At 64.1% G+C, this 25,292-nt stretch carries 22 protein-coding genes and 2 tRNA genes; 15 read left to right on the top strand and 9 right to left on the bottom strand.

Annotation, left to right across the window (positions count from 1 at the left end; genetic code table 11):
* Positions 1 to 184 precede the first annotated feature (184 nt).
* Both MMB74_RS21445 and MMB74_RS21440 read left to right on the top strand, forming a co-directional pair.
* Positions 185 to 261, top strand: a tRNA-Pro gene (locus MMB74_RS21445).
* 308 nt (positions 262 to 569) lie between these two features.
* The gene (locus MMB74_RS21440) at positions 570 to 2,312 is read left to right on the top strand and encodes a sensor histidine kinase (protein ID WP_277430662.1); all 1,743 of its coding nucleotides are present in this window, start codon (positions 570 to 572) and stop codon (positions 2,310 to 2,312) included.
* A gap of 60 nt (positions 2,313 to 2,372) precedes the next feature.
* Here MMB74_RS21440 and MMB74_RS21435 read toward each other — a convergent pair whose 3' ends face one another.
* From MMB74_RS21435 to wrbA, 4 genes are all read right to left on the bottom strand, one after another.
* On the bottom strand, positions 2,373 to 3,221 hold the full coding sequence (locus MMB74_RS21435) for a metallophosphoesterase (protein WP_277430661.1): 849 nt from the start codon (positions 3,219 to 3,221) through the stop codon (positions 2,373 to 2,375).
* Between the two features lie 91 nt (positions 3,222 to 3,312).
* The gene (locus tag MMB74_RS21430; protein ID WP_277430660.1) at positions 3,313 to 4,749 is read right to left on the bottom strand and encodes an FAD-binding oxidoreductase; all 1,437 of its coding nucleotides are present in this window, start codon (positions 4,747 to 4,749) and stop codon (positions 3,313 to 3,315) included.
* 78 nt (positions 4,750 to 4,827) lie between these two features.
* Entirely contained in the window at positions 4,828 to 5,253 is a 426-nt protein-coding gene (locus MMB74_RS21425; protein WP_277430659.1) for a DUF2069 domain-containing protein, read from the bottom strand.
* Entirely contained in the window at positions 5,250 to 5,852 is a 603-nt protein-coding gene (wrbA, locus tag MMB74_RS21420) for an NAD(P)H:quinone oxidoreductase (RefSeq protein ID WP_277430658.1), read from the bottom strand. Before wrbA ends, MMB74_RS21425 begins: the two co-directional genes overlap by 4 nt.
* 143 nt (positions 5,853 to 5,995) lie before the next feature.
* On the opposite strand from wrbA, the gene MMB74_RS21415 reads away from it, so the two are divergent.
* A complete protein-coding gene (locus MMB74_RS21415; RefSeq protein WP_277430673.1) occupies positions 5,996 to 7,243 on the top strand; it encodes a YihY family inner membrane protein in 1,248 nt (415 codons plus the stop codon).
* Between the two features lie 104 nt (positions 7,244 to 7,347).
* Here MMB74_RS21415 and MMB74_RS21410 read toward each other — a convergent pair whose 3' ends face one another.
* From MMB74_RS21410 to MMB74_RS21400, 3 genes are all read right to left on the bottom strand, one after another.
* Positions 7,348 to 7,668, bottom strand: a complete 321-nt coding sequence (locus MMB74_RS21410) for an Mpo1-like protein (protein WP_277430657.1) — start codon at positions 7,666 to 7,668, stop codon at positions 7,348 to 7,350.
* A 182-nt stretch (positions 7,669 to 7,850) separates the two neighbouring features.
* Positions 7,851 to 8,687 carry an alpha/beta hydrolase gene (locus MMB74_RS21405; protein WP_277430656.1) on the bottom strand — a complete coding sequence of 279 codons (837 nt, stop codon included), beginning with the start codon at positions 8,685 to 8,687 and terminating at the stop codon, positions 7,851 to 7,853.
* Between the two features lies 1 nt (position 8,688).
* On the bottom strand, positions 8,689 to 10,005 hold the full coding sequence (locus tag MMB74_RS21400; protein WP_277430672.1) for an O-acetylhomoserine aminocarboxypropyltransferase: 1,317 nt from the start codon (positions 10,003 to 10,005) through the stop codon (positions 8,689 to 8,691).
* Between the two features lie 181 nt (positions 10,006 to 10,186).
* Between MMB74_RS21400 and MMB74_RS21395 the strand changes: the two genes are divergently transcribed.
* From MMB74_RS21395 to aroC, 3 genes are all read left to right on the top strand, one after another.
* A complete protein-coding gene (locus MMB74_RS21395; protein ID WP_277430655.1) occupies positions 10,187 to 10,645 on the top strand; it encodes a CBS domain-containing protein in 459 nt (152 codons plus the stop codon).
* Between the two features lie 23 nt (positions 10,646 to 10,668).
* The gene (locus tag MMB74_RS21390) at positions 10,669 to 12,606 is read left to right on the top strand and encodes an MFS transporter (protein WP_277430654.1); all 1,938 of its coding nucleotides are present in this window, start codon (positions 10,669 to 10,671) and stop codon (positions 12,604 to 12,606) included.
* Between the two features lie 102 nt (positions 12,607 to 12,708).
* Positions 12,709 to 13,809 carry a chorismate synthase gene (gene aroC / locus MMB74_RS21385; protein ID WP_277430653.1) on the top strand — a complete coding sequence of 367 codons (1,101 nt, stop codon included), beginning with the start codon at positions 12,709 to 12,711 and terminating at the stop codon, positions 13,807 to 13,809.
* A 78-nt stretch (positions 13,810 to 13,887) separates the two neighbouring features.
* Here the strand turns inward: aroC and MMB74_RS21380 are convergent, their stop codons facing one another.
* Positions 13,888 to 15,561: an electron transfer flavoprotein-ubiquinone oxidoreductase gene (locus tag MMB74_RS21380; RefSeq protein WP_277430652.1), complete on the bottom strand. Its 1,674-nt coding sequence runs from the start codon at positions 15,559 to 15,561 to the stop codon at positions 13,888 to 13,890.
* A gap of 206 nt (positions 15,562 to 15,767) precedes the next feature.
* Between MMB74_RS21380 and MMB74_RS21375 the strand changes: the two genes are divergently transcribed.
* Together MMB74_RS21375 and MMB74_RS21370 are read left to right on the top strand one after the other, a co-directional pair.
* Positions 15,768 to 16,547 carry an SDR family oxidoreductase gene (locus MMB74_RS21375; RefSeq protein ID WP_277430651.1) on the top strand — a complete coding sequence of 260 codons (780 nt, stop codon included), beginning with the start codon at positions 15,768 to 15,770 and terminating at the stop codon, positions 16,545 to 16,547.
* A 106-nt stretch (positions 16,548 to 16,653) separates the two neighbouring features.
* Positions 16,654 to 17,058, top strand: coding sequence for a thioesterase family protein (locus MMB74_RS21370; RefSeq protein ID WP_277430671.1), 405 nt, complete (start codon positions 16,654 to 16,656; stop codon positions 17,056 to 17,058).
* 59 nt (positions 17,059 to 17,117) lie between these two features.
* Here MMB74_RS21370 and MMB74_RS21365 read toward each other — a convergent pair whose 3' ends face one another.
* Positions 17,118 to 17,663 carry a PAS and helix-turn-helix domain-containing protein gene (locus MMB74_RS21365; protein ID WP_277430650.1) on the bottom strand — a complete coding sequence of 182 codons (546 nt, stop codon included), beginning with the start codon at positions 17,661 to 17,663 and terminating at the stop codon, positions 17,118 to 17,120.
* Positions 17,664 to 17,890: 227 nt separating this feature from the next.
* Between MMB74_RS21365 and MMB74_RS21360 the strand changes: the two genes are divergently transcribed.
* The 7 genes from MMB74_RS21360 (at position 17,891) to thrS (ending at position 25,267) form a co-directional block, all read left to right on the top strand.
* Complete coding sequence (locus MMB74_RS21360) at positions 17,891 to 18,595, top strand: CoA transferase subunit A (protein ID WP_277430649.1); 705 nt, start codon at positions 17,891 to 17,893, stop codon at positions 18,593 to 18,595.
* A gap of 1 nt (position 18,596) precedes the next feature.
* Positions 18,597 to 19,238 (top strand): CoA transferase subunit B, encoded by a 642-nt coding sequence (locus MMB74_RS21355; protein ID WP_277430648.1) that lies wholly within the window; start codon positions 18,597 to 18,599, stop codon positions 19,236 to 19,238.
* Positions 19,239 to 19,305: 67 nt separating this feature from the next.
* Positions 19,306 to 20,196, top strand: a complete 891-nt coding sequence (locus tag MMB74_RS21350; protein WP_277430647.1) for an alpha/beta hydrolase — start codon at positions 19,306 to 19,308, stop codon at positions 20,194 to 20,196.
* Between the two features lie 69 nt (positions 20,197 to 20,265).
* Positions 20,266 to 20,619 carry a RidA family protein gene (locus MMB74_RS21345; RefSeq protein WP_277430646.1) on the top strand — a complete coding sequence of 118 codons (354 nt, stop codon included), beginning with the start codon at positions 20,266 to 20,268 and terminating at the stop codon, positions 20,617 to 20,619.
* A gap of 65 nt (positions 20,620 to 20,684) precedes the next feature.
* Positions 20,685 to 22,919, top strand: a complete 2,235-nt coding sequence (locus MMB74_RS21340) for a bifunctional (p)ppGpp synthetase/guanosine-3',5'-bis(diphosphate) 3'-pyrophosphohydrolase (RefSeq protein ID WP_277430645.1) — start codon at positions 20,685 to 20,687, stop codon at positions 22,917 to 22,919.
* Between the two features lie 69 nt (positions 22,920 to 22,988).
* Positions 22,989 to 23,065 (top strand) — tRNA-Val (locus MMB74_RS21335).
* Between the two features lie 294 nt (positions 23,066 to 23,359).
* Positions 23,360 to 25,267 carry a threonine--tRNA ligase gene (gene thrS, locus MMB74_RS21330; protein ID WP_277430644.1) on the top strand — a complete coding sequence of 636 codons (1,908 nt, stop codon included), beginning with the start codon at positions 23,360 to 23,362 and terminating at the stop codon, positions 25,265 to 25,267.
* The last annotated feature ends 25 nt before the right edge of the window (positions 25,268 to 25,292 follow it).

Genomic DNA, 25,292 nt, shown 5'->3' with positions numbered 1-25,292 from the left:
GCTCCAACACGCGCAGCCGCCCAATCTCGCGCTCGCTCATAGTGAGTTCCATCCGCGCCTCGCTCGATCATGATCGAGCGGACATTTTTACTTTGCACGGAGCGGACATTCTCACGTTGGGCTAACACTTATTTGCGCCGAGATTGACCGACCATCGACAAGGCGGCTAGAATCTCGGATTCGTCGGAGCGTAGCGCAGCCTGGTAGCGCATCTGATTTGGGATCAGAGGGTCGTAGGTTCGAATCCTATCGCTCCGACCACGAAATTCAAGGCTTTGCGGGTGGCGGTGAAACTGCTGTCTAATGCGAAGTCTAATGATTGCCGAATGAATCACGGGCTGGCAGCGCGCCAACCGGGATCGTTGTGATCCTCGTTTGTCACTTCGTAACTCCAGTCGTCACCCAACGTTAAGGCCTCGTTGAGGTCATGCCGCGCCTCACCGCACTTCCCGACGCTCTCATAGTTCTCCGCTTCCCTCGCGCGTGATCGCGACTCATAATACGGACGCGTCACGCGATAGCGAGTCTCCATAACGAGTACCGTAGGCGATCGAATCCGGGGGGCAAATATGGACGAATCGACCGACGAGGCACGCGTATTCATCTCGACGTTGAGGCCGGCTCGTCGCGAGCGCCTGCTTGCGCTGGCCGCCATGGCGGTCTCGATCGTGGTGTTCGCAGCCGCGGTGCCGTTCGCCAAAACACAACTCACCCCCGTATGGGCGTTCGTGCCGATTTACCAATCGGCGCTCGTCATATGCGATCTGTTGACTGCCGCGTTGTTCATCGGGCAGTACGGCATTCTCTTTTCTCCGGCGTTGCTGATGCTTGCGAGCGGCTACCTGCTCAGCGCTTGCATGGCGATCGCCCATACGTTGTCCTTTCCAGGACTGCTCACGCCCACGGGCGGCCTGGGGGCAGGCCCTCAGACCACCGTGTGGCTCTACATGATGTGGCATGGCGCGTTTCCGCTCGCGGTCATTGCGTACGCGCGCGCGCGGCCGCCTGGCGAGGGGCGGCGGCCCAAAGCGCCTTGGCGCTCGGCGTTGCTGTGCGTCCTGACCGCCGTCGCGCTCGCCAGCGCGATGACCGCGATCGCCACGCTGGGCCATGCCTGGTTGCCTCCGCTGATGCGCGGTTCGCAAGAAGCAGGTTCGATCGTCTGGGTCGTGTCCATCGTATGGTTCATCAACTCCGTCGCGCTGGCATCGTTGATTTTGCGGCGAGCGCGCACGGTCCTCGACCTATGGATGATCGTGGTCGTCTGCGCGTGGATTTTCGACATCGCGCTTTCCGCCGTCTTCAATCACGCGCGGTTCGACCTCGGGTTTTACGCCGGGCGCATCTACGGCTTGATCGCGTCGAGCTTCGTCCTCGTTTCGTTGACCTTCGACAATATCAAGCTCTACGCGCGCGTCGTTCAGGCCTTCGACCGCGAACGGGCCGAGCACCGGCTCGTGCAGGATCGGACGGCGCAATTGAACGAGGCGAAGGCGCTGCTCGAAGAACGCGTTGCGGCCCGCACGGCTGCGCTTGCCGAGTCGAATCGCGAACTACAGCATGAAGTGGCCGAAAGAAAGCGTGCCGAGGCAGCACTCATGTTGTCGCAAAAGGAGCTGCGAGAGGTCGCGGCGATCGGCAGTTCGGCGCGAGAGCAAGAGATGCGGCGCATTTCTCGAGAACTGCACGACGAACTCGCTCAAACGCTCGCTACCTTGCGTATCGAAACCGATCGCTTGCGCGACGCGGCTTCCGAACCCCAGGGTGGCGCAGCGAACGAGCGAAGGCTAGCCGGGATGCGCGCGTTGCTCGACGACGCGGTCGCATCGACGCGGCGAATCGCATCCGACTTGCGGCCGCTCGTGCTGGATGATCTCGGCCTCGTCCCCGCGATGCAATGGCTCGTGCAAAACTTCACGCAGCGCAGCGGCGTAGCTTGCGAGCTCACGGTCGAGCCGGCTGACCTCGAACTCGACGAACCGTACGCCACGGCGACGTTCCGCATGTTGCAGGAGTCGCTGACGAACGTGGCCCGGCATGCGCAGGCGACACATGTCGACGTGTCCGTCGCGCGCGAACACGATCGCGTGCTGTTGACGGTTCGAGACAACGGTATCGGCTTCGACCCGGCGCTGCCGCGCAAGGCCGGTTCGTTCGGTTTGGCCGGCCTGCGCGAGCGTGCCTATCTCGTCGAGGGGGAACTCGAGATCGCGTCTTCGCCAGGGCACGGAACGGTAATCGAAGTGCGCATTCCGGTTAGCGCCCGCCTAGATCCTACCGTGGGAGCAGGCGCGTCCAGGCCATGCGCTTGAGGGCATCGTCTTCCCGCTAACGGGAAAGGCGCCGCAGGCTCTTTTGCGTAGACCGCCGAGCTAAGCGTCCAGTTCGATGACCCTATCCCAGGCGAAGAGCGGGTTCTCCAGCCGATTGCGGCGTCGATCGATGTAGCCGCGCGGGTTGCATACGATCCGCGTCCCGTTGACGACGTAATCGAACGGGGTATGCGTATGCCCATGAATCCACAGCGCGACGGGCGGCCCGAGCAGCTCGGGCAGATGGCTGATGAAGCCGGCCGAGGCGAGATCTTGAGCGAAGCGTTCCGCGAGGCTCTCGCGATGGGGTGCATGATGTGTGACGACGATGGTCTGGCCGCCGAACGGCTTGCGCAGTTCCTTCGCTAGCCACTCGCGCGCGTGGCGGTGCAGAACGAGCGTGTCGGCCGGCGCGAATAGCCGCGGCCCTGCGCCCGCTTGTCCAGCTTCCCCGTCTTCGCGGCCGACCGCCGCGCTCGAAGGCCACGTCACCTGTATCGGGCCGCGGAAATCGAGCATGACTTTTTGGGCCGCGGCGATCGATGCGGCGATGGCCTCGTCGCTCGCGCCGAACAGCGCGAAGTCGGTCCAAAGCGTCGTGCCGAGCACGCGCCAGCGGCCGCCCGGATCGACCAAAGCCGCGTTGTTCAGGAAGTGCACTTGATCGACGCCCGCCGCGGCGTCGCGCATCGCCACTTCGAGTGCGCCGAACTCGCCGTCGTAATACTCGTGGTTGCCCGGAACGTAGACGACCGGCGCTTGCCCGCCGAACGTTTGCGCTGCCCAGCGGATACCCTCGGCGTGATTGTGGATGTCCCCGGCAAGCACGATCAGATCGGCCTCGGTATGCGGAATGACCTCGGGCTCGTCGCACTCGAGATGCAGATCGGACAACACGCGAATTTTCACGGGAACGCCTCTTTGCTCGATCGGTTCGATGATGGTTGAACAATCGCCGCCCGCGGCGCCGATGGGCGTGGCGCGGCGGCGGGGATGGGGTCTAGCCTAGCACTTTGCCGGGGTTCATCAGGCCGAGCGGATCCAGCGCCGCTTTGATCGTCCGCATGATGCCCACTTCGACGGGGGACTTGTAATGCGCCAGCTCGGGCACTTTCAGTTGGCCGACCCCGTGCTCGGCGCTGAACGTGCCTTCGTGCCGATGCACGCTCTCATAGACGATGCGATTCAATTGCGCTTGATGCTGGGCGAGGAACGCCTTCGCATCGACGCCCTCGGGGGCTTGAACGTTGTAGTGGAGGTTGCCGTCGCCCAGATGACCGAACGTGACCATGCGCGCGCCCGGCACTTCGCGTGCGATCGCGGCATCGGTTTGCTCGACGAACGCGCCCACGCGCGAGATCGGCACCGCGATGTCGTGCTTGATGTTCAAGCCTTCTTGGGCCTGCGCAAGCGGGATGTGCTCGCGCAAATCCCAAAAGGCTTTCGATTGCGCGAGGTTTTCGGCGACGACTGCGTCTTCGACGAGTCCCGACTCGAGGGCTTGTTCCATCATCTGTTCGAACAGAGCCCGCGCATGGTCCTCGCTTTCGTTGTCCGATAGCTCGAGAAGGACGATTTGCGCGTGCATTTCGCCGAAGGGATAGCGCATCTGAGGAAAATGCTTGCCGACCAGACGCAAGCAAAAATCCGACATCAACTCGAATCCCGTCAGCAACGGACCGGCGCGGCGCTGGGCGAGCGCCAGGAAGTCGAGCGCGGTCTGCGGCGAGGCGAGGGCCGCGAGCGCCGTGACGCGCGCGGCGGGCAGCGGATGCAGCTTCATCACGGCGGCCGTGATGAAGCCGAGCGTGCCTTCGGCGCCGATAAAAAGATCGCGCAAATCGTAGCCGGTATTGTCTTTGCGCAGTCCGCGCAGCCCATCCCAAATCTCGCCTTGCGCGGTGACGACTTCCAGACCGAGACACAGCTCGCGGGTGTTGCCGTAGCGCAGCACGCCGGTGCCGCCGGCATTCGTCGAGAGGTTGCCGCCGATCGTGCAACTGCCTTCGGCGGCCAGGCTCAGCGGAAACAGGCGTCCGGCCTCGCGCGCATGGTCCTGCACTTGCGCCAGCACGACGCCCGCCTCAACGGTGATCGTGTTGTTGTGCGGATCGAGTGCGCGAACCCGATTCAAGCGGGCGAGGCTGACGATAGCTTGCGTTCCCGTGCGGTCGGGCGTTGCGCCGCCCGCGAGGCCGGTGTTGCCGCCTTGGGGCACGAGCGGCACCCGATGCTCGTTGGCGAGCCTGACGATGGCGGCGACTTCCTGTGTCGTGCCGGGGCGGAGCACGGCGCAGGCGGCGCCGGTGTAGCGGTGGCGCCAATCGGTGAGGAATGGGGCGGTGTCGTTCGGTTCGGTCAGAACGTTGGCCGCACCGATGGCGGCGCGGCATGCTGCGACGAATGTGTCGCGCGCAACTGAAGGCGTGTCGGTCATGATGGTTCGTCCTTCCTGGGCAAGGTGCGCGATAGCCGGTGAGCCGAGAGCGTCGAATCGCCGAGCAAGAATGCGCGGCTAGGTCGACTCGGGCGCGCGCGCATTGCGGCCCGCCGTGCGCGCTGCGCGCTTGAAGGGCGCGAGATAGGCGAGCGCGCAGCCGATAAAGAGCGCCGCGAGGGCCACTTCGGCCCAACCGAGCCGCGCGGACAATCCGGCGTCGGTCATGCCGCGCACGACGCCTTCGGCCATATACAGCAGCACGAGCATCGACGCCCATTGCAATGTGTAAAGCTTACGCCGCCACACGCCCGGCAAAGCGCACGCGAGCGGCAGCGCCTTGAGCACGAGCGCGGATCCGCCCGGGCGCAGCGGCGCGAGCCAGCGCTCCCAGGCCACGGCCAGCACGATCAGGGCCACGAGAGCGAGCGCCGCGCCCAGCGCGCAACGGTTGCGCGGGACGACGCGGGCGGCGGCAGGCGCGCCGGCTCGGGCGGGCATCATGGCCGGCCCGCCAATAGCGAGGCCGTGCGCGCGAGCCGGGCGCCTAGCGCCATCGCAAGCGTCTTTTCGTCGGCCGACAACGTCGATTCGCGCGTGCCGGCGCCGGACACGTGCGAGGCGCCGTAGGGCGTGCCGCCCGTTTGCGTGGTCGCGAGCGTGCTTTCGGTGTAAGGGATGCCCACCATCAACATGCCGTGATGCAGCAGCGGCAGCATCATCGAGAGCAGCGTCGTTTCCTGGCCGCCGTGCAGGCTGCTCGTGGAGGTGAACACGCAGGCGGGCTTGCCCGAGAGGGCGCCGCTCATCCATTGCGGCGTCGTGCCGTCCAGGAAGTACTTCAGCGAGGCGGCCATGTTGCCGAAGCGCGTCGGCGAGCCGAGGGCCAGTCCCGCGCATTCTTCGAGATCGCGCAACTCGGCGTAGGGCGGGCCGTCGGACGGAATGGCGGGCGCAGTGGCTTCGCTCACGGCCGAGACGGCTGGCACGGTTCGCACGCGCGCCTGCATGCCGGCTATGCTGTCGACGCCTTGCGCGAGCGCCAATGCCAGGTCGCGGGTTGCCCCGTGCCGACTGTAATAAAGTACGAGAATGTCTTTCATGAGCATGGGTGGGTGAGCGGCTTATTATAGGGGCGTGTACGCCGCCGCGCCGCTGTGTGCGGCGATCGAACGAAAAGGAGAACCTCGACTTGCGCACGTTCAGCTCCGAACTGCAGACCCTTCAACGTCTCGCGCGTTTTGCGATGAAGCGCATCGGCGAAGACCGGATCGCTCAGGTGGCGGGCAGCTTGACGTTTACGACGATGCTCGCGATCGTCCCGCTCGCGACGGTCGCATTCGCACTGTTCACGGCGTTTCCGATTTTCGCGACGTTTCAGATGTCGCTGCAGACGTTCCTCGCCCAGCATCTGATGCCCGATCAGATCAACAACCAAATCTTCAAGTATCTGAACCAGTTCGCCTCCAAGGCCAAGGGGCTGACCACGGCGGGGATGATCGTGCTGTTCGTCACGTCCGTCATGACGATGATGACGGTCGAGTCGGCGCTGAACGTGATTTGGCGCGTCGCCAAACCGCGCCCGTTTGCGCAGCGCGTGCTCGTCTATTGGGCGATCATCACGCTCGGCCCGCTTTTGATCGGCGTGAGCCTATCGATTTCTTCGTATCTCTTTACCCAATCGAGCGTGCTCGCCAACGGGCACGTGCCGCCGTTGATCGAATGGGCACTGGCCGGCGCATCGTTGCCGTTGACCGCTCTGGCATTCGCTCTGCTTTACGTGTACCTGCCCAATTGTTCGGTTGCTTGGCGTGACGCTGTGGTGGGTGGGCTGGCGGCGGCCATCGCATTCGAGCTCGCCAAGCGCGGCTTCGGTTATTACGTGCGCCGGATGCCTACGTATACGGCTGTCTACGGTGCGTTCGCGCTCGTGCCGCTGTTCTTGTTGTGGGTCTATCTGTGCTGGTTCATCACGCTTGCCGGCGCGACGATCGTATCCGCCTTGCCCGCGATCCGCTTAGGTCAGTTCCACCGGCGGCATTACCCGGGCAGCGACCTGCTCGACGCGCTCGAGTTGCTGGTGCGCTTGGACGAGATGCGCGATGCGGGCAAACCGGGCCTTACGCCGTTCGAACTCGCGCGCATGCTCCGCTGCGATATCGATACCGTGACGCGGTTGATGAACAAGCTCGACCGTCGCGGCTGGGTTACGCCGCTGGCCGGAGAGGCCGCCCCGCGTTACGTGCTGATCGCCAATCCGGCGCAAGTAACCGTGGGCCGGTTGTTCGACATGTTCGTGGTGGATCGGCGTGAGCTCGAATATCAGCTCAGGCTGGATTCGACGCGCGTGGATGCGGCGTTGCTGCTCGATGCGCTGCACAACCCGAAGCTCGATCTGACATTGGCCGTGCTGGTGGCGGCCCGCGGCGTGAGAGGCGCGCCGCAAGGCAGCGGCAAGGCGATGCGCTCGCCGTGGCCGCAACAGTCTACGTAGCGGCCACGTTATCGCCGCGCTGTGCCCTAAAGGCAGTTGCCCCAGCGGCCGGGCGCCGCCGCAAGCGAGCGGCGCCCGAGCGCGCTTCGTGCACCGGCTCGCGCCTAGAGCGTAATTTTGCCGACGCAGATGTCCTTGAACATCACCCAGTCGCCCATGAGGCTGTAAAGCGGATGGCGAAACGTGGCGGGGCGGTTCTTCTCGAAGAAGAAATGGCCAACCCAGGCGAACCCGTAGCCGCAGACGACGGCCGCGGGCAGCCAAGGCCAGGCCATCGTCGCGACCGCCATCGCCAAGCAGCCGATCACGCCGAGCGAGCCGACGAAATGCAGGCGGCGACAGATTGGGTTGCGGTGCTCGCCCAGATAAAAGGGATAAAACTCGGCGAAACTGCCGAAATGGGCTGTATGAGCGTTGTGAGCCATCGCATCCTCCCGTTCGCGGTTGCGCACGAGTGCGCGCCACGGCGAGCGCCGCCACGCGGGGCACGAGAGCATGCCACGGCCGCGCGCCGCCCTGGACTGACAAAACTCATTGTCCGGCGATCGCCGCGAAGGCGCAACTCGTCCTTACGGCCTATCGGCGCAGGCGCGGCGTGCGCCGCGCGTCAAGCCGATTGCGTCGCGGCAACGGTGCGTGCGAAGGCGAACAGTGCATCGAGCGCGGCATCGGGCTGCTCGGTCATCAGCGCGTGTCCGGCCTCCAGCGTGACGACGTCCACCGGCGCACCGCCGGATTGGAGGGCTTGCACGAGCGCGCGCGTTGCCCGAGGCGGCGTCATCACGTCCTTTGCGCCCAGCACGAGGCGCACCGGGCAGCGCACTTGCGCGGCGCGCTCGAGCCCCTGCGCGTAGGCGTTGCACGCCGCGAAGTCGGTATGAAACAGGTGCGCCTCGCCGCGCGCCGAAACGCGTTCCATGAGGCGCTGGTTCACGCCGTGGAGCCAAAAGCCGGGGCCGGGGCAAGACGGTTTCGCGGCGATGCTCGAGTGCGACCAGCGATTCACGAGGTCGATCGCTTCCGGCTCGCGTTCGAGCGCGGCAGCGAGCAGCGCGTCGGAAACGGCCATGGGAACGGCCGTCGCCAAGAGAGCGGCGCCGAGCGCGCGCGCAGGGTGACGGCCGGCGAAATCGAGCGCGACGAGCGAGCCCATGCTGTGGCCGATGACGAGCGCGGCGGGGGCGCCGACGGCGTCGAGCAGGTCGGCCAGCCAATCGGCCAGCGCCTCGATCGTGGTTTTCGCGGGGCCCTCGCTGCGGCAGTGCCCGGGTAGATCGACGGCGAGCACGTTGAAGCCGTGGTGCGCAAAGTAGCGGCTTTGCAGCGCCCACACGCTGTGGTCGTGCTGCGCGCCATGGACGAACACGGCGGTGGGCAGCGCCGGGTCGAAGCGCTTGCCGCCGGTATAGGCGTAGGCCGGCTTGCCTTGGACGGTCACGATCATGTCAATTCTCCCTTTTCGCAGACGCGCCCGCCGTGGCTTTGCCCGCGGCTTTGAAGGCGCGTTTGAGATCGTCGATGAGATCGTCGGGATCCTCGAGGCCGATCGACAGTCGGATCGTGCCTTCGGTGATGCCGGCGCCAGCCAGCGCGGCGGCGTCCATGCGGAAATGCGTGGTGGAAGCGGGGTGAATGACGAGCGAGCGCGCATCGCCGACATTGGCCAGATGCGAGAACAGCGTCAAGGATTCGATGAAGCGGCGCCCTGCAGCGCGATCGCCCCGTAAGTTGAAGCTGACGACGGCGCCGGCGCCGCGCGGCAGCAAGCGTTTGGCTAGCGCGTAATCGGGATGCGATTCCAACTCGGGGTAGGCGACCGATTCCACGGCGGCCTGGGCCGCGAGAAATTGGACGACTTTGCGTGTGTTGGCGACGTGCCGCTCCATGCGCAACGGCAAGGTCTCGATGCCCTGTAGCAACTGCCACGCGGCCTGCGGGTGCAGGCATGCGCCGAAATCGCGCAGGCCTTCCCGGCGTGCGCGCAGCAGGAAAGGCGCCACCGTGCTTTCTTCGGCGAACACCATGCCGTGGAAGCCGTCGTAAGGCTCGGTGAATTCGGGAAAGCGCCCCGACGCGGCGAAATCGAATGTGCCGCCGTCGACCAGCACGCCGCCAATGGTGGTGCCGTGGCCGCCCAAGAACTTCGTCGCCGAGTGGTAGACGAAATCGGCGCCGTGCTCGAACGGCTTGATGAGGTACGGGGTCGTGAAAGTCGAATCGACGAGCAGCGGAATCGCATGCGCGTGCGCGATCTCGGCGAGCGCCGCGATGTCGAGCACGTCCAGGTTCGGATTGCCGAGCGTTTCGCCCAACAGCAAGCGCGTGTTGGGGCGAACAGCCGCCCGCCACGCAGCGAGATCGCCCGGCCTGACGAACGTCGTCTCGATGCCGAAGCGTCGCAGCGTGTAATGCAGCAGATTGTGCGAGCCGCCATATAGCGCGCTCGAGGCGACGATATGGGAGCCTGCGCCCATCAACGTGGCGATGGCCAGATGGAGCGCCGCCTGGCCGCTGGCGGCGCCGATCGCGCCGACGCCGTTCTCTAGCGCGGCGACGCGCTCCTCGAATACCGCGACGGTCGGATTCGAGATGCGGGAATAGACGTGGCCGGCGCGCTCCATGTTGAATAGGGCGGCGGCATGGTCGGCGTCGCGAAAGACGAAGGCGGTGCTTTGATAGATGGGCGTGGCGCGCGCCCCCGTTGCGGGGTCGGGGGCCGCGCCGGCATGCACGGCGAGCGTGTCGAAGCGGTTGGCGGACATGGCGTCGGCCGGGCGGCGCCCGGCAAAGGTTGCGGTGGCGGCCATCGTACACCGGCTTGCCGTTGGCCGGACCGCTCTCGTACGGGGTTCCATCAGTCCTAGGACCTTGCGCCTCGCTTTCCTTTTGCGAACCTTTCCGCTAGGATCGACCGATCCATTGAAGCTTTGTCGGGAGAGCGCCATGAGAGTCAGCGACATCTTGAAGGTCAAGGGCAACACGTTGTACACGGTTACGCCCGATACGCCGCTGAGCCAGGCGGTCAGCACGATGGCCGAGCACGACATCGGTTCGCTCGTCGTCATGGAATTCGGCGATCTCGTCGGCATGCTGACGTTTCGCGAAATCATCCTGACGCTCAAGCAGAACGATGGCAGCGTCGGCGCGGTCACGATCCGCAAGGTGATGGACGATCACCCGATCACCTGCACCCCCGAGACGGACGTCAACGAAGTGCGCCGCATGATGCTCGAGCACCACGTCCGGTATCTGCCCGTCATGGAGAATCGCACCCTGATGGGCGTCATCTCGTTCTACGACGTCGCCAAGGCCGTCGTGGAGGAGCAAAGCTTCGAGAATCGCATGCTCAAGGCATACATCCGCGATTGGCCCGAGGACGGTCAGGCGCGCGATACGCGCTGAGCGGGGCCTGGTCCGTTCGACGCATGAGTGATCAACCGCTGCCCGCCGCTCCGTTGCCGCGCCGCGCTCCGCGCGAAACCCATTCTCAGTTCACGTTGTTCCGCGAGCGGCGATTTGCGCCGTTCTTTTGGGCGCAGTTTCTCGGTGCACTGAATGATAACGTTTTCAAGGTTGGCTTCAGTTCGCTCGTGACGTTTCAAACGGCGCGCTTTTCGGGCGTCGACGCCAAGACTGCGGCGTTCCTGATTTCCGCCATATTTATCCTGCCGTTCGTTCTGTTCTCGGCTACGTCGGGGCAGATCGCCGATAAGTACGACAAAGCGAAGCTCACGCGCTGGGTCAAGACGTTCGAGATCGCCGTGATGTTGATCGGCGGCGCCGGCTTCGTCACGCATCACGCGCCGCTGCTGTACCTCTGCACTTTCCTGATGGGGGTGCATTCCACGGTCTTCGGCCCGGTCAAATACGCTTATCTGCCTCAGCATTTGGACGATCGCGAGCTCGTCGGCGGCAACGGCCTCGTCGAAATGGGCACGTTCGTCGCCATTCTGATCGGCACGATTGTCGGCGGCGCCGCGGCGGCGGCTTCCGGCTTGGGCGCGTGGCTGCTGGCGGGCACCTGCCTCGTCGTTGCGCTGATAGGGCGGTCGGCGTCGAGTTGGGTGCCGGTCTCGCCTGCGCCCCAGCCGCAATTGCGGATCAATTGGAATCCGATCACCGAGACATGGCGCAACCTCGCCCTCGCTCGCCAAAACCGCACCGTGTTCCTGAGCTTGCTTGGCATCTCCTGGCTCTGGTTCGTCGGCGCGACTTTCCTCACGTCGTTTTTCAGTTACGCCAAGGATGTGCTGTCCGCCGATCCGGACGTCGTGACCGTGCTGCTCGCCACGTTTTCGGTCGGTATCGGGACCGGCTCGCTGCTGTGCGAGCGGCTATCGAAGCGGCGCGTCGAGATCGGCCTCGTGCCGCTCGGCTCGATCGGCATCAGCGTATTCGCGCTCGATCTGTATTGGGCGAGTCGCGGGCTACCGTTGCCGGGGCGGCTGATCGGCGTCGGCGAATTTCTAGCGCACGCCCGCCACTGGCGCATTCTCGCCGATCTATTCCTGCTCGCGATGTTCGGCGGCTTCTATAGCGTGCCGCTCTACGCGCTGATCCAAAGCCGCAGCCAGTCGACGCACCGGGCGCGCATCATCGCGGCGAACAATATCCTCAATGCGTTCTTCATGATCGTCTCGGCGCTCATGGCGATTGCGCTCACTGCAGCAGGCGTCAGCATTCCCGGCCTGTTTGCGGTCACGGCTTTGCTCAACATTGCGGTCGCAGCCTATATTTATTCGCTCGTGCCCGAATTTTTGCTGCGCTTCATCGCCTGGCTGCTCGTCCATACGTTCTACCGGATTCGTCTCGTGCATGCGGAGCGCATCCCGGAGGAAGGCGCAGCCGTGCTCGTTTGCAATCACGTCAGCTATGTCGATGCCGTCGTGATCATGGCCGAGAGCCCACGGCCCATCCGGTTCGTGATGGATCATCGTATTTTCCGCACACCGTTCGCCGGCTGGCTGTTTCGGCATAGCAAGGCGATTCCGATCGCGCCGGCGCACGAGGACGCCGCGATGCTCGAGCGTGCCTACGATGCGTGCGCCGCGGCGTTGGCCGAAGGCGAGCTCGTGTGCATCTTCCCCGAAGGCAAGCTCACCCGCGATGGCGAAATCAATCCCTTCCGCCAAGGCGTCACGCGGATCGTCGAGCGCACTCCGGTGCCGGTGATTCCCGTGGCGTTGCGCGGGCTGTGGGGCAGCGTGTTCTCGCGTCATGCCGACGCGCGTTGGCCGCGCCCGATCAAAAAGGGCATGATGAGTCGTCTCACGCTGGCGGTGGGGGAGCCGCTGCATCCTGAGGCAGCCACGCCCGAGACGCTGCAGCGCATCGTCACCGACTTGCGCGGCGCGCGCCGCTAGGTGCCCTACAGGGGTGCCGCGCTGGCCCGGGCTAGCGCGTATGCCGGTCGCGGCAGGGCATAATAGCGCTTTGCTCATCCATTTTTCTCTGAGGCAACGCTCATGTCCGGCAACACTATCGGCACGCTATTCACCGTCACGACGTTCGGCGAATCGCACGGGCCGGCGATCGGCTGCGTGATCGACGGCTGCCCGCCGGGGATGGCGCTCGTCGAGGCCGATATCCAAGGCGAACTCGATCGCCGCAAACCCGGTACCTCGCGCCATGTCACGCAGCGGCAAGAAGAGGACAAAGTCGAAATCCTATCGGGCGTGTTCGAGGGCACGACTACGGGGGCGCCCATTGCGCTGCTGATCCGCAATACCGATCAACGCAGCAAGGATTACGGCAACATCGCCGAAACGTTCCGTCCCGGCCATGCCGATTACACGTACTGGCACAAGTATGGCGTGCGCGACTTTCGCGGCGGCGGGCGTTCGTCCGCGCGATTGACGGCGCCCACTGTGGCCGCAGGCGCGGTCGCCAAGAAATGGTTGAGCGAGAAGTTCGGCGTGAAAGTGCGTGGCTATATGAGCGCGCTCGGCGAAATCGACATTCCATTCGTCGATTGGTCTGAAGTTCGGCAAAACCCCTTTTTCGCGCCGAATGCGCAGGTCGTGCCCCAACTCGAAGCCTATATGGATGCGCTACGCAAGGATGGCGATTCCATTGGCGCTCGTATCGACGTCGTGGCGAGCGGCGTCCCGGTGGGTTGGGGCGAGCCGTTGTTCGATCGGCTCGACGCGGACATTGCTCACGCCATGATGGGGATCAACGCAGTCAAGGGCGTTGAGATCGGCGCCGGGTTCGCGAGCGTGGCTCAACGCGGGTCGGTCCACGGCGATGAACTCACGCCGGGCGGCTTCATCGGAAACCACGCGGGCGGTGTGCTCGGCGGCATATCGACCGGGCAGGACATCACGGTTTCCATCGCGATCAAGCCCACGTCCAGTATCCGCACGCCGCGCAGGTCGATCGACAAGCATGGCAACCCTGTCATGGTCGAGACGTTCGGACGCCACGATCCCTGTGTCGGTATTCGTGCGACGCCGATCGCGGAAGCGATGCTTGCACTCGTTTTGATCGACCACGCCCTGCGCCATCGGGCGCAATGCGGCGACGTCCACGTCGCAACGCCGAAGATCGCGGCCCGGGCGGACTGAGCCTGCGGGCGCTCGATTTCGCAGCGATTTGCGTGCATCGCCGGCCGCCCGGGCGGGCGGCTCGTCGCGTGTTAGCGCTTACATGTTCGCGTAGTTCGGCCCGCCGCCGCCTTCTGGCGTGACCCACACGATGTTTTGCGTCGGGTCCTTGATGTCGCAAGTCTTGCAATGCACGCAGTTCTGCGCATTGATGACGAGGCGATCGCTGCCGTCGTCGCTTTTGACGAACTCGTACACGGCCGCCGGGCAATAGCGCCCTTCGGGGCCTGCGTACGTGTGCAGATTGACGTTGACCGGCACCGACGGGTCTTTCAGCGTCAAATGCGCAGGCTGGTTCTCCTCGTGATTCGTGTTCGAGAGAAACACGGAGGAAAGCCGGTCGAACGTGAGCTTGCCGTCGGGCTTCGGGTAAGCGATCGGTGTGCATTGCGACGCGGGCTTGAGCATTTCGTGATCGCGATGCTGGTGATGCAGCGTCCACGGCACGTTGCCGCTTAGCAGCTTCTGCTCGATCCCGACCATCAGCGTGCCCAGATACAGGCCCTTGCTCATCCACTGCTTGAAGTTGCGGGAGCGATGCAGCTCCGTGTGCAGCCACGATTGCTTAAACGAGTCGGGGTATGCAACGAGTTCATCGTTTTGGCGGCCCGCCTGCACCGCGTCGAATGCAGCCTGCGCGGCGAGCATGCCCGTCTTGATGGCCGCATGGCTGCCCTTGATGCGCGCCGCGTTCAGGAACCCGGCATCGTCGCCTACGAGCGCGCCGCCCGGAAACACGAGCTTGGGCAGCGACATCAGCCCGCCTGCCGTAATCGCACGTGCACCATACGAAATGCGCTTGCCTCCTTCGAGGATCTTGCGGATCTCCGGGTGCGTCTTGTAGCGCTGGAATTCCTCAAACGGCGAGAGGTACGGATTCGAATAGCCCAGGCCGACCACGAAGCCGATCATCACCTGGTTGTTGTCGATGTGATACAGGAACGAGCCGCCGTACGTCTTGCTATCGAGCGGCCAGCCGGCCGTGTGCATCACGAGCCCCGGCTGATGCTTGGCAGGATCGATTTCCCACAGCTCCTTGATGCCGATGCCGTAGACCTGCGGGTCCGAGCCTTGGTCGAGCTTGAACTTCTCGTTCAGTCGGCGGCCCAGATGTCCGCGCGCGCCTTCGCAGAAAAGCGTGTACTTCGCGTGCAGCTCCATGCCGAGCTGGAAGTTCTCCGTGGGCTCGCCATCCTTGCCGATGCCCATGTTGCCCGTGGCGACGCCTTTGACCGAGCCATCCTCGTGGTAGAGCACTTCGGCCGCGGCAAAGCCCGGGAAAATCTCCACGCCGAGCGCTTCGGCTTGCTGGCCGAGCCAACGCGTGACGTTGGCCAGGCTGATCACATAGTTGCCGTGGTTCTGGAAAATATCGGGCAGGGCCCAATTCGGCGTTTTGACGGCACCCTTCTCGGTCAGAAACAGGAACCGGTCTTCCGTCACTTCCACGTTCAGCGGCGCGCCCTTTTCCTTCCAATCGGGAATCAGCTCGCTAATGGCGCGCGGGTCCATCACGGCGCCCGAGAGGATATGCGCCCCGACCTCCGACCCCTTCTCGAGCACGCACACGCCCAGCTCGACGCCCTTCTCCTGTGCGAGCTGCTTGAGCCGAATAGCGGCGGACAGACCCGCGGGACCGCCGCCGACGATCACGACGTCGTATTCCATCGACTCGCGGGGGCCATATTGCTCGATCAGACTTTCGGGGGTCATTGAGGCTCCTTAGCCATTAGAATGCTTTTTTTCGGGTTCGTATTGTCAGCGAACGATAGGGACGCTGCAACCGCATGCACGGAGATTAGCACGATCGTTCTATTCACGTGATAGAGTGGCGGCTCTGCCCGTGTCGGCCGTTTTGTTGCTGCATGTCCCGGCGTTCGATCGTGTTTTGCGCAAGTTAATCGACTAAAGGAACAAGTATGGGCCGTTCGATCAACCTTGAGGGAAAGGTCGCGCTGATTACCGGCGCGTCAAGCGGACTCGGCAAGCGCTTCGCGCTGGTGCTGTCGCAGGCGGGGGCGAAGGTCGTGCTGGCGAGCCGGCGCGTGGAACGGTTGAAGGAATTGCGCGCCGAGATCGAGGCGTCGGGCGGTGCGGCGCATGTCGTGTCGCTGGACGTCACCGACTACCAGAGCATCAAGTCGGCCGTCGCGCATGCCGAGACCGAGGCCGGCACGATCGACATTCTGGTGAACAATTCCGGCGTGTCGACGACGCAAAAACTCGCCGAAGTCACGCCGGCCGACTACGAATACGTGTTCGACACGAACACGCGCGGGGCGTTTTTCGTGGCGCAGGAGGTGGCCAAGCGCATGATGATGCGCTCTGGCGGGCCGGCGCAGAAGCCGGCCTACCGCATCATCAACATCGCATCGGTGGCGGGGCTGCGCGTATTGCCGCAGATCGGGCTGTATTCGATGAGCAAGGCCGCTGTCGTTCATATGACGCGCGCCATGGCGCTCGAGTGGGGCAGGCACGGCATCAACGTGAACGCTATCGCGCCGGGCTACATCGACACGGAGATCAATCACGCGCATTGGTCCACCGAGTCGGGGCAGAAGCTGCTGTCCATGCTGCCGCGCCGCCGTGTCGGGCAGCCGGAGGATCTGGACGGCTTGCTGCTGTTGTTGGCGGCCGATGAATCGCAATACATCAACGGCGCCGTGATAGCGGCCGACGACGGTTTCGCGCTCGCCTGAGCGTGCGGGCGTCTATTCAAGCGTTTCGAAATAGGTGGAAGCAAAAGTGGCGGAAGTGATGGATGTGACGGCGGCGGCGAGCAACGGTTACGAGCCCGTGTTTGAAATGTCGATGCCGATTCGGTGGGGCGACATGGATGCGTTCGGGCACGTCAACAACACGGTGTACTTTCGCTACATGGAGCAGGTGCGGATCAGCTGGTTCGAGGCGGTGGGTCTTGTCGGCGGAGCCGAACAAGGGCAGGGGCCCGTGATCGTCAACGCCTCGATGGAATTTCTGCGGCAGCTGCATTATCCGGGCGACGTGGTCGGGCTGATGTCGGTTGCCAAGCCAGGCCGCAGCAGCTTCGATACGGGCTTCGAATTGCGGCGCGCCGACGATCCCGGCACGCTCTATGCGCGCGGCGCCGCCCGCTGCGTCTGGATCGACTATGCGGCCGGCCGCTCGGTGCCGTTGCCCGAAAGCTTGCGCGCGCTGCTCGAGCATCCCCGCCTTCAACGCGCGCGCTAAGGCGCACATCGGCGGCGCGAGCGCACGGCAGCGCCGCGCTTATCCGGCCGTCGGCAGGCTCATTGGCCGAGCAGGCGCTGCATGAGTTCGGTCGCGTTGCCGCTGCCGTACTTGCGCATGAGCCGGGCGCGGTAAATGTCGACTGTGCGCGAGCTGATGTCAAGCGCGCGGCCTATCTGCTTGCTCGTTTTGCCCGTGGCCAGTTGCGCCGCCACTTCGCGTTCGCGCGGCGTCAACTCGACGGCCACCCGGCGCGTCGCGCTCAAATCCTCGAAGGTCCAGACGCCGGCGGCGAGCGGCGCGTTACGCTCGAGCGCCCGGCCCGTGACGTGGCACCAGAAGAGCTCGCCGTCGGCACGTTTCATGATCCGATCGTCGGCGTAGCTGCCTTGCGCCGTCATGATGGGGCCGATGCGCTCGCCGATGCGCTCGAACTCGTCGGACGACGGATACAGGACTTCGAACGAGCGGCCGATGAGCGCGGAGCGATCGCAGCGAAAGATGCCGGCAACCGCATCGTTGCAATCCTCGATGGCGCGATCGCGCGATAGCACGAGGCCGATCGGCGCGAGATGGAAGGCGGTCTGGTAGTCGATTTTGGGCATGATTCGCGGCAGGCCGGCACGGTTTCGCACGGGGGCTTTCGCTTATGTATTTTTGCGTATTGTGCCGCAAGCGCCGCCCATCGTACCCTTTGGCCCATTAAACGAAGTGCGGCAAGCGCGTCTTTCACCCGTACGGATGCGCGCTCGACGACTAGAATAGGCATCGACTCAGCGTTGGGGCTAGCCGCCATCCGATCACGGATTTCCATCATGGAAGGGACACTCAGATGAACAAAGTCTATCCAAGCGCGGCCGCCGCGCTCGAAGGCATCGTCAAGGACGGCCAGACGTTCGCCGTCGGCGGCTTCGGCCTGTGCGGCATTCCCGAGGCGTTGATTGCCGCGCTGCGCGACACGGCCGTGAAGGGCATCACCTGCATCAGCAACAACGCGGGCGTCGACGGCTTTGGCCTCGGCCTGCTGCTCGAAACGCGCCAAATCAAGAAGATGATCTCGTCGTATGTCGGCGAGAACAAGGAGTTCGAGCGCCAGTTCCTGTCCGGCGAGCTCGAGCTCGAATTCACGCCGCAAGGCACGCTGGCCGAGAAGCTGCGAGCGGGCGGGGCGGGCATCCCCGCCTTCTTCACCGCCACGGGGTTCGGCACCGTCATCGCAGAAGGCAAGGAAACGCGTCAGTTCGGCGATAACCATTACGTGCTCGAACGCTCGCTGACGGCGGACATCGCACTCGTGAAAGCGTGGAAGGCAGACAAGTCCGGCAATCTCATCTATCGCCGCACCGCTCGCAACTTCAACCCGATGTGCGCAATGGCCGGACGCATCACGGTGGCCGAAGTCGAAGAGATCGTCGAAGTGGGCGAACTCGATCCGGATGCGATTCACACGCCCGGCATCTTCGTGCAGCGCATCGTACTCAATGCGCATCCGGAAAAACGCATCGAACAACGCGTCGTGCGCGCGAAAGGAGACTGACATGGCTTGGACTCGTGAGGAGATGGCTGCGCGCGCGGCCAAAGAGCTGCAAGACGGCTTCTACGTGAACCTGGGCATCGGCTTGCCCACGCTCGTCGCCAATTACGTGCCGCCCGGCATCGATGTGTGGCTGCAGTCGGAAAACGGCTTGCTCGGCATCGGCCCCTCGCCCACGGAAGACGAGCTCGACGCCGATCTGATCAACGCCGGCAAGCAGACGATCACGACGCTGCCGGGTTCGTCGATTTTCTCGTCGGCCGATTCGTTCGCCATGATCCGCGGCGGCCACATCAACCTGGCGATCCTCGGGGCGATGCAGGTCAGCAAGAACGGCGACCTCGCCAATTGGATGATTCCCGGCAAGATGATCAAAGGCATGGGTGGGGCGATGGACCTCGTCGCCGGCGTCAAGCGCGTGGTCGTATTGATGGAGCACGTGGCCAAGGGCGATCAGCACAAGATTCTCGAAAGCTGCACGTTGCCGTTGACGGGCGTGGGCGTCGTCGATCGGATCATCACCGATCTGGGCGTCATCGACGTGACCGATGCGGGCCTTGCGCTCATCGAGCTCGCGCCTGGCGTGAGCGTCGATGAAATCAAGGCCAAGACCGGGGCGCCGCTCGATACGAGCGCATTGCAGTGAGGTCGCGCGCCAAACGCGGCGCGTGACCACCGGGCGGCCGCCGCGCCGCCCTAAGGACGACGATAGGATGAGCACGATGCGCAATGGCGCCGTTCCCGAGCAGCGCTATGTCCAGTGCGCGAGCCCCGCCGGCTTGCACCGGATCGCCTATACGGAGTGGGGCGATCGCGACAATCCGCGGGTGCTCGTCTGCGTGCATGGGCTCACGCGAACCGGGCGCGACTTCGACCGGGTTGCCGCCGCGCTGAGCGATGTCTACCGCGTCGTCTGTCCCGATGTCGTCGGCCGCGGACTCTCCGATTGGCTAACCGACCCGAGCCGCTATGTCGTGCCGCAATACGTTGCCGATATGGTCACGCTGATCGCGCGGCTCAATGTCGAGCGCGTCGATTGGTTCGGCACGTCGATGGGCGGGCTCATCGGCATGACGCTGGCCGGTTTGCCGGGCTCGCCCGTGGGCAAGCTGCTCGTCAACGACATCGGCCCGCACATCGAGCCCGAAGCGCTGACGCGGATCGGCGCTTACGTCGGCCAGAACCCGCGCTTCGCGACCCGCGAAGAAGGCGTCGCGCATGCAGCCGAATTGGCGGCAAGCTTCGGCCCGCTGACGGCCGCCGAATGGAGCGAGATCAATGCGCCGCTCTTTCGTCAGAGTGAGGACGGGGCGTGGGAGTTTCGCTACGACCCGGCGATAGCCGTGCCGTTCCGGGCGGCGACACCCGAAGTGGCGGCAGCGGGCGAAGCGGCGCTGTGGCGCCTGTTCGAACAGATCCCGGGGCCGGTCCTGGTCGTACGCGGCGCGCAGTCCGATCTGCTCTCGCGCGAAACCGTAACGCGCATGAAAGAACGCGCGCCCTCGGTTACCTCGGTGGAAATCCCCGGCGTGGGCCATGCGCCGGCGTTCTTGGACGCCGGGCAGATCGCCGTGGCGAGGCAGTTCTTCGTCGGCGAGTCATAATAGCGTTTTGCGCGGCCGCGAAAGCGGCGCTGCGCAGGCTCGCCCACCCTCTAGAACAGGAACCTCGACATGGCAGTCATTCGTCATCACGTCGGCAAGCGCCTCTCCGAAATCGCCATCCACAACGGCACGGTGTATCTCGCCGGGCAGATTGCCGAAGACTCCAATCAGGACATCACGGGTCAGACGCGTGAGGTGCTCGGCCACATCGATCGGCTGCTGGCGGAAGCGAACAGCGACAAATCGCATCTGCTGTCGGTGCAGATCTACCTGTCGGACATGACGTATTTCGGCGGCATGAATGCCGTGTGGGACGATTGGGTCGCGCCGGACGCAACGCCGCCGCGCGCGACGGTGGAGGCCAAGCTGGCCAATCCCGAATGCCTCATCGAAATCGTCGTCGTCGCGGCGCAACGAAGCTGAGCGGCCGGTATCGGTCCAACTAGCAGGAGCGGTGCGCAGTGGCTGTCCAGCAAGAGAGTCGAACGATGAGCGCCGGCACGGTCGCGTCCGGCGCGCCGTCATCGCCGTCCTATGAAGACGCGCTCGCCTTCGTGCGCGAGCACGCGGGCGATGTGCTGCTGTCCTCGGGAGAGCGGCTGGCCGATCATGCGGCCGGCACGGCCGCGATCGTCGCGAAACTCAATGTCGATCCGTCCGCGGTGCTGGCGGCGGCATTGTTCGGGCTCGCGCCCTATCTGGCGGACCCCGAGCGGGTCATTGCCGAGCGTTTCGGCGAAGAAGTGGCGCAACTCGTGGGCGACGTGCGCAAGCTGCTGCGGCTCGGCACGGTTAGCCTGCGTGCCGCGCAAAGCGCTTCGCTCGACGCGGGCCGCGACGCTCAAGCCGCGCGGCGCGCGCAAATCGAAGCGTTGCGCAAAATGCTGCTCGCCTTCGCGCAGGACATTCGCGTCGTCTTGATTCGGCTTGCCTCGCGTTTGCAGACGCTGCGCTTTTACGCGGCGGCCAAGAGTTCGCCCGGGCTCGACGTCGCGCGCGAGACGCTCGAAATCTACGCGCCGCTCGCCAATCGCCTAGGCATCTGGCAACTGAAGTGGGAGCTCGAAGATCTCGCGTTCCGTTTCGAAGATCCGGACACCTACAAGCGGATTGCCAAGCTGCTCGACGAAAAGCGCGTCGAGCGCGAGAGCTATGTGGCGCAGGCCATCGCGCGGCTGCAGGCCGAGCTTGCCGCCGCGCACATCCCGGCCGAGGTCAGCGGGCGGCCAAAGCACATTTACAGCATCTGGCGCAAGATGCGCGGCAAGGCGCTCGACTTCGCCGAGCTTTACGACGTGCGTGCGTTCCGCGTCATCGTGCCGGACATCAAGGATTGCTACACGGTGCTCGGCATCGTGCACAACCTTTGGCAGCCGGTGCCCAAGGAGTTCGACGATTACATCTCGCGACCGAAGCCCAACGGGTACAAGTCGTTGCATACGGTCGTCATCGGCGACGATGGCCGCGCCTTCGAAGTGCAAATCCGTACGCACGAGATGCATCGATTTGCCGAGTATGGCGTCGCCGCGCATTGGCGCTACAAAGAGGCGGGCGCGCGCGGCTACGGCGGGCAGTTCAGCGCGAGCGACAAGTACGACGAGAAAATCGCGTGGCTGCGGCAACTGCTCGCGTGGAAAGATGACGTCGCCGAAGGCGAGCCGGCCGCGGCCAACGCGTGGGAGCAGTTGCGCCAAGCGACGCTCGACGACGACCACATCTACGTGCTGACGCCGCAAGCGCGCGTGATCGCGCTGCCGCAAGGCGCGACGCCGCTCGATTTCGCTTATCACTTGCACAGCGAGCTTGGCCATCGCTGCCGCGGCGCGCGTGTGGACGGTGCGATGGCGCCGCTGAACACGACGTTGCAAAACGGGCAGACGGTCGAGATCGTGGCGGTGAAGGAGGGCGGCCCCTCGCGCGATTGGCTCAATCCCCAACTCGGCTATTTGCACAGCAACCGCGCCAAGCAGAAAGTGCGTGCTTGGTTCAACGCGGTCGAGCTGCAGGAGACCATCGCCAACGGTCGCGCGCTCGTCGAAAAAACGTTGCAGCGCGAAGGCAAGACGTCGGTCAGTTTGGACCAGCTCGCGGCCAAGCTCGGCTTCAAGTCGCCGGAGGACTTGTTCAACGTCGTGGGCAAGGAAGAGTTCAGCTTGCGCAGCATCGAGCAGGCGCTCTCCGATACGGCGCCGCCCGAACCGCAGCCGGACATGCCCGAGCAGTTCGAAAAGCGCGGCAGCGGCGCGAGCGTGGCGCGCGGCGCCTCCACGGGCGTGCTGGTGGTCGGCGTCGATGCGCTGCTCACGCAGCTCGCGCGCTGCTGCCGGCCCGCGCCGCCAGACGAGATCAGCGGCTTCGTGACGCGCGGCAAGGGCATGTCGATTCACCGCAGCGATTGCGCGACGTTCCAGCGGATGGCGGCGCGCACACCCGAACGCGTGTTGCAAACGGCGTGGTCGGCCGATGTGATGAAAGGGCGCGGCTCGTCGGTCTATCCCGTCGATATCGCGATCGAGGCGCAGGACCGTCAAGGCTTGCTGCGCGATATCTCCGAAGTCTTCGCGCGCGAGAAGATGAATGTCGTCGGCGTGAAGACGATGAGCCGGCGCAACGCGGCGTTCATGCAGTTCACCGTCGAAGTGTCGAGCTCGTCGCAAGTGCAGCGCGCATGCACGTTGCTCGGCGAAGTGAGCGGCGTCGTGCGCGCCGCGCGCAAGTCGTAACTTTTTGCATGTGGAAGCATAAAAGTGCTTGCCAAGGTCGGATAGGCTCCATATAATCTCCTCTTCTTCAGGCTCGTAGCTCAGCTGGTTAGAGCACCACCTTGACATGGTGGGGGTCGTTGGTTCGAGTCCAATCGAGCCTACCAACGAAAATCGAATGTCCGGTATGTGCCGGATATTCAAGGCAGTTAAATGCGCTTAGCGCACAAGGCGAATACGGTTATGACACCGCGAACGTTGACCGAAACCTTTTCGGAACGACGCTAGTCGAGGACCTCTTTCGCCCTGTTAGTCTGCTAGTAGTGAAAGTGAATGCGGCCCCTCGAAAGCGGGGCCGCATTTTTTTTATCCGTCTTTCGCTGAGCAAGCGCCTGTAGTTTGGGTTGTTGCCGCCAACCAATTGTTTTTGGTGCCGCACTCGGCATCTCGGAGAGAACGCAATGGTTTCGATACGCCTGCCCGACGGTTCGTCTCGACAGTACGATCACCCGGTGACGGTGGCCGAGGTTGCGGCCTCGATCGGTCCCGGGCTCGCGAAAGCCGCGCTGGGCGGCAAGCTCGACGGCGAGCTCGTCGATACGTCGACGCTGATCGAGCGCGATGCATCGCTCGCGATCGTCACGGAAAAGGATGCGGACGGCCTCGACATCATTCGTCACTCGGCCGCGCACTTGTTGGCCTATGCGGTAAAAGATCTTTACCCCGAGGCTCAAGTGACGATCGGGCCGGTCATCGATAACGGCTTCTATTACGATTTCGCCTATCAGCGCCCGTTTACGCCCGAAGATCTCGAGAAGATCGAAAAGCGGATGCAAGAGCTCGCGAAGAAGGACGAGCCGGTTTCGCGCCGTGTCGTCTCGCGCGACGAAGCCGTGGCGTACTTCAAGAGCATTGGCGAGAGGTACAAGGCCGAGATCATCGAATCGATTCCCGCGAGCGACGAGATCAAGCTCTATTCGCACGGCGGCTTCACGGATCTGTGCCGCGGCCCGCACGTGCCGTCCACGGGCAAGCTCAAGGTCTTCAAGCTGATGAAGGTTGCGGGCGCGTATTGGCGCGGCGATTCCAAGAACGAGCAGCTGCAGCGGATCTACGGCACGGCCTGGGCGAAGAAGGAAGAGCAGGACGCGTATCTGCACATGCTCGAGGAAGCCGAGAAGCGCGATCACCGCAAGCTCGGTCGCCAACTCGATTTGTTCCATCTGCAAGACGAATCTCCGGGCATGGTGTTCTGGCATCCGAAGGGCTGGTCGTTGTGGCAGCAAGTCGAGCAGTACATGCGCCGCCGCGTGAACGAGGACGGCTATCTCGAGATCAAGACGCCGATGATCATGGACCGCTCGCTGTGGGAGGCGTCCGGTCATTGGCAGAACTATCGCGAGAACATGTTCACGACGGAATCGGAAAAACGCGACTACGCGATCAAGCCGATGAACTGTCCCGGGCACGTGCAAGTGTTCAAGCACGGCCTGCGTTCCTACCGCGATCTGCCGCTACGCTACGCCGAATTCGGCTCGTGCCATCGCAACGAAGCCTCGGGCGCGCTGCACGGCCTCATGCGCGTGCGCGGTTTCGTGCAGGACGATGCGCACATCTTCTGCACGGAAGATCAGTTCATCGAGGAGTCGATCAAGTTCAACACGCTCGCGATGAGCGTCTACCGCGATTTCGGTTTCGAGAACATCGACATCAAGCTCTCGCTGCGCCCCGACCAGCGCGCCGGGACCGACGAGGTGTGGGATCGCGCGGAAGAAGGGTTGCGTCAGGCGCTCACGGCCTGCGGCTTGAAGTGGGAAGAACTCGCGGGCGAAGGTGCGTTCTACGGCCCGAAAATCGAGTACCACATCAAAGATGCGCTCGGCCGGTCCTGGCAGTGCGGCACGCTGCAACTCGACATGGTGCTGCCCGAGCGGCTGGGCGCGGAGTTCGTGGCGGAGGACAATAGCCGCCGCCGGCCGGTCATGCTGCATCGCGCGATCGTGGGGTCGATGGAACGCTTTTTGGGTATCCTGATCGAGCACCATGCTGGTGCAATGCCGTCCTGGCTCGCGCCCACGCAGGCCGTCGTCATGAATATCGCCGAAAGCCAGGCCGAGTATGCGCGGTCGCTGGCCCAATCGTTGCAAAAACAAGGGCTTAGAATTGAGCTCGATTTGCGCAACGAGAAAATTAGCTATAAAATACGCGAGCATACGCTCGAAAAAGTGCCGTACCTGCTCGTGGTGGGCGATAAAGAGCGTGAAGCACAAACGGTAGCCGTGCGTGCCCGTGGCGGTGTCGATCTAGGCGTGATGCCTGTCGGCGCCTTCGTTGAACGTCTGCGTCAGGACATCCAGGCGTTCAAGTAGCCACTGCGGCAGCGCGGCTCGTTTT

The sequence above is a fragment of the Trinickia sp. Y13 genome (assembly GCF_029522115.1).
In the GTDB taxonomy this organism is placed as follows: domain Bacteria; phylum Pseudomonadota; class Gammaproteobacteria; order Burkholderiales; family Burkholderiaceae; genus Trinickia.
The sequence above is the reverse complement of the archived record's forward strand: the minus strand, read 5'-3'. Positions and strand labels throughout refer to the sequence as shown.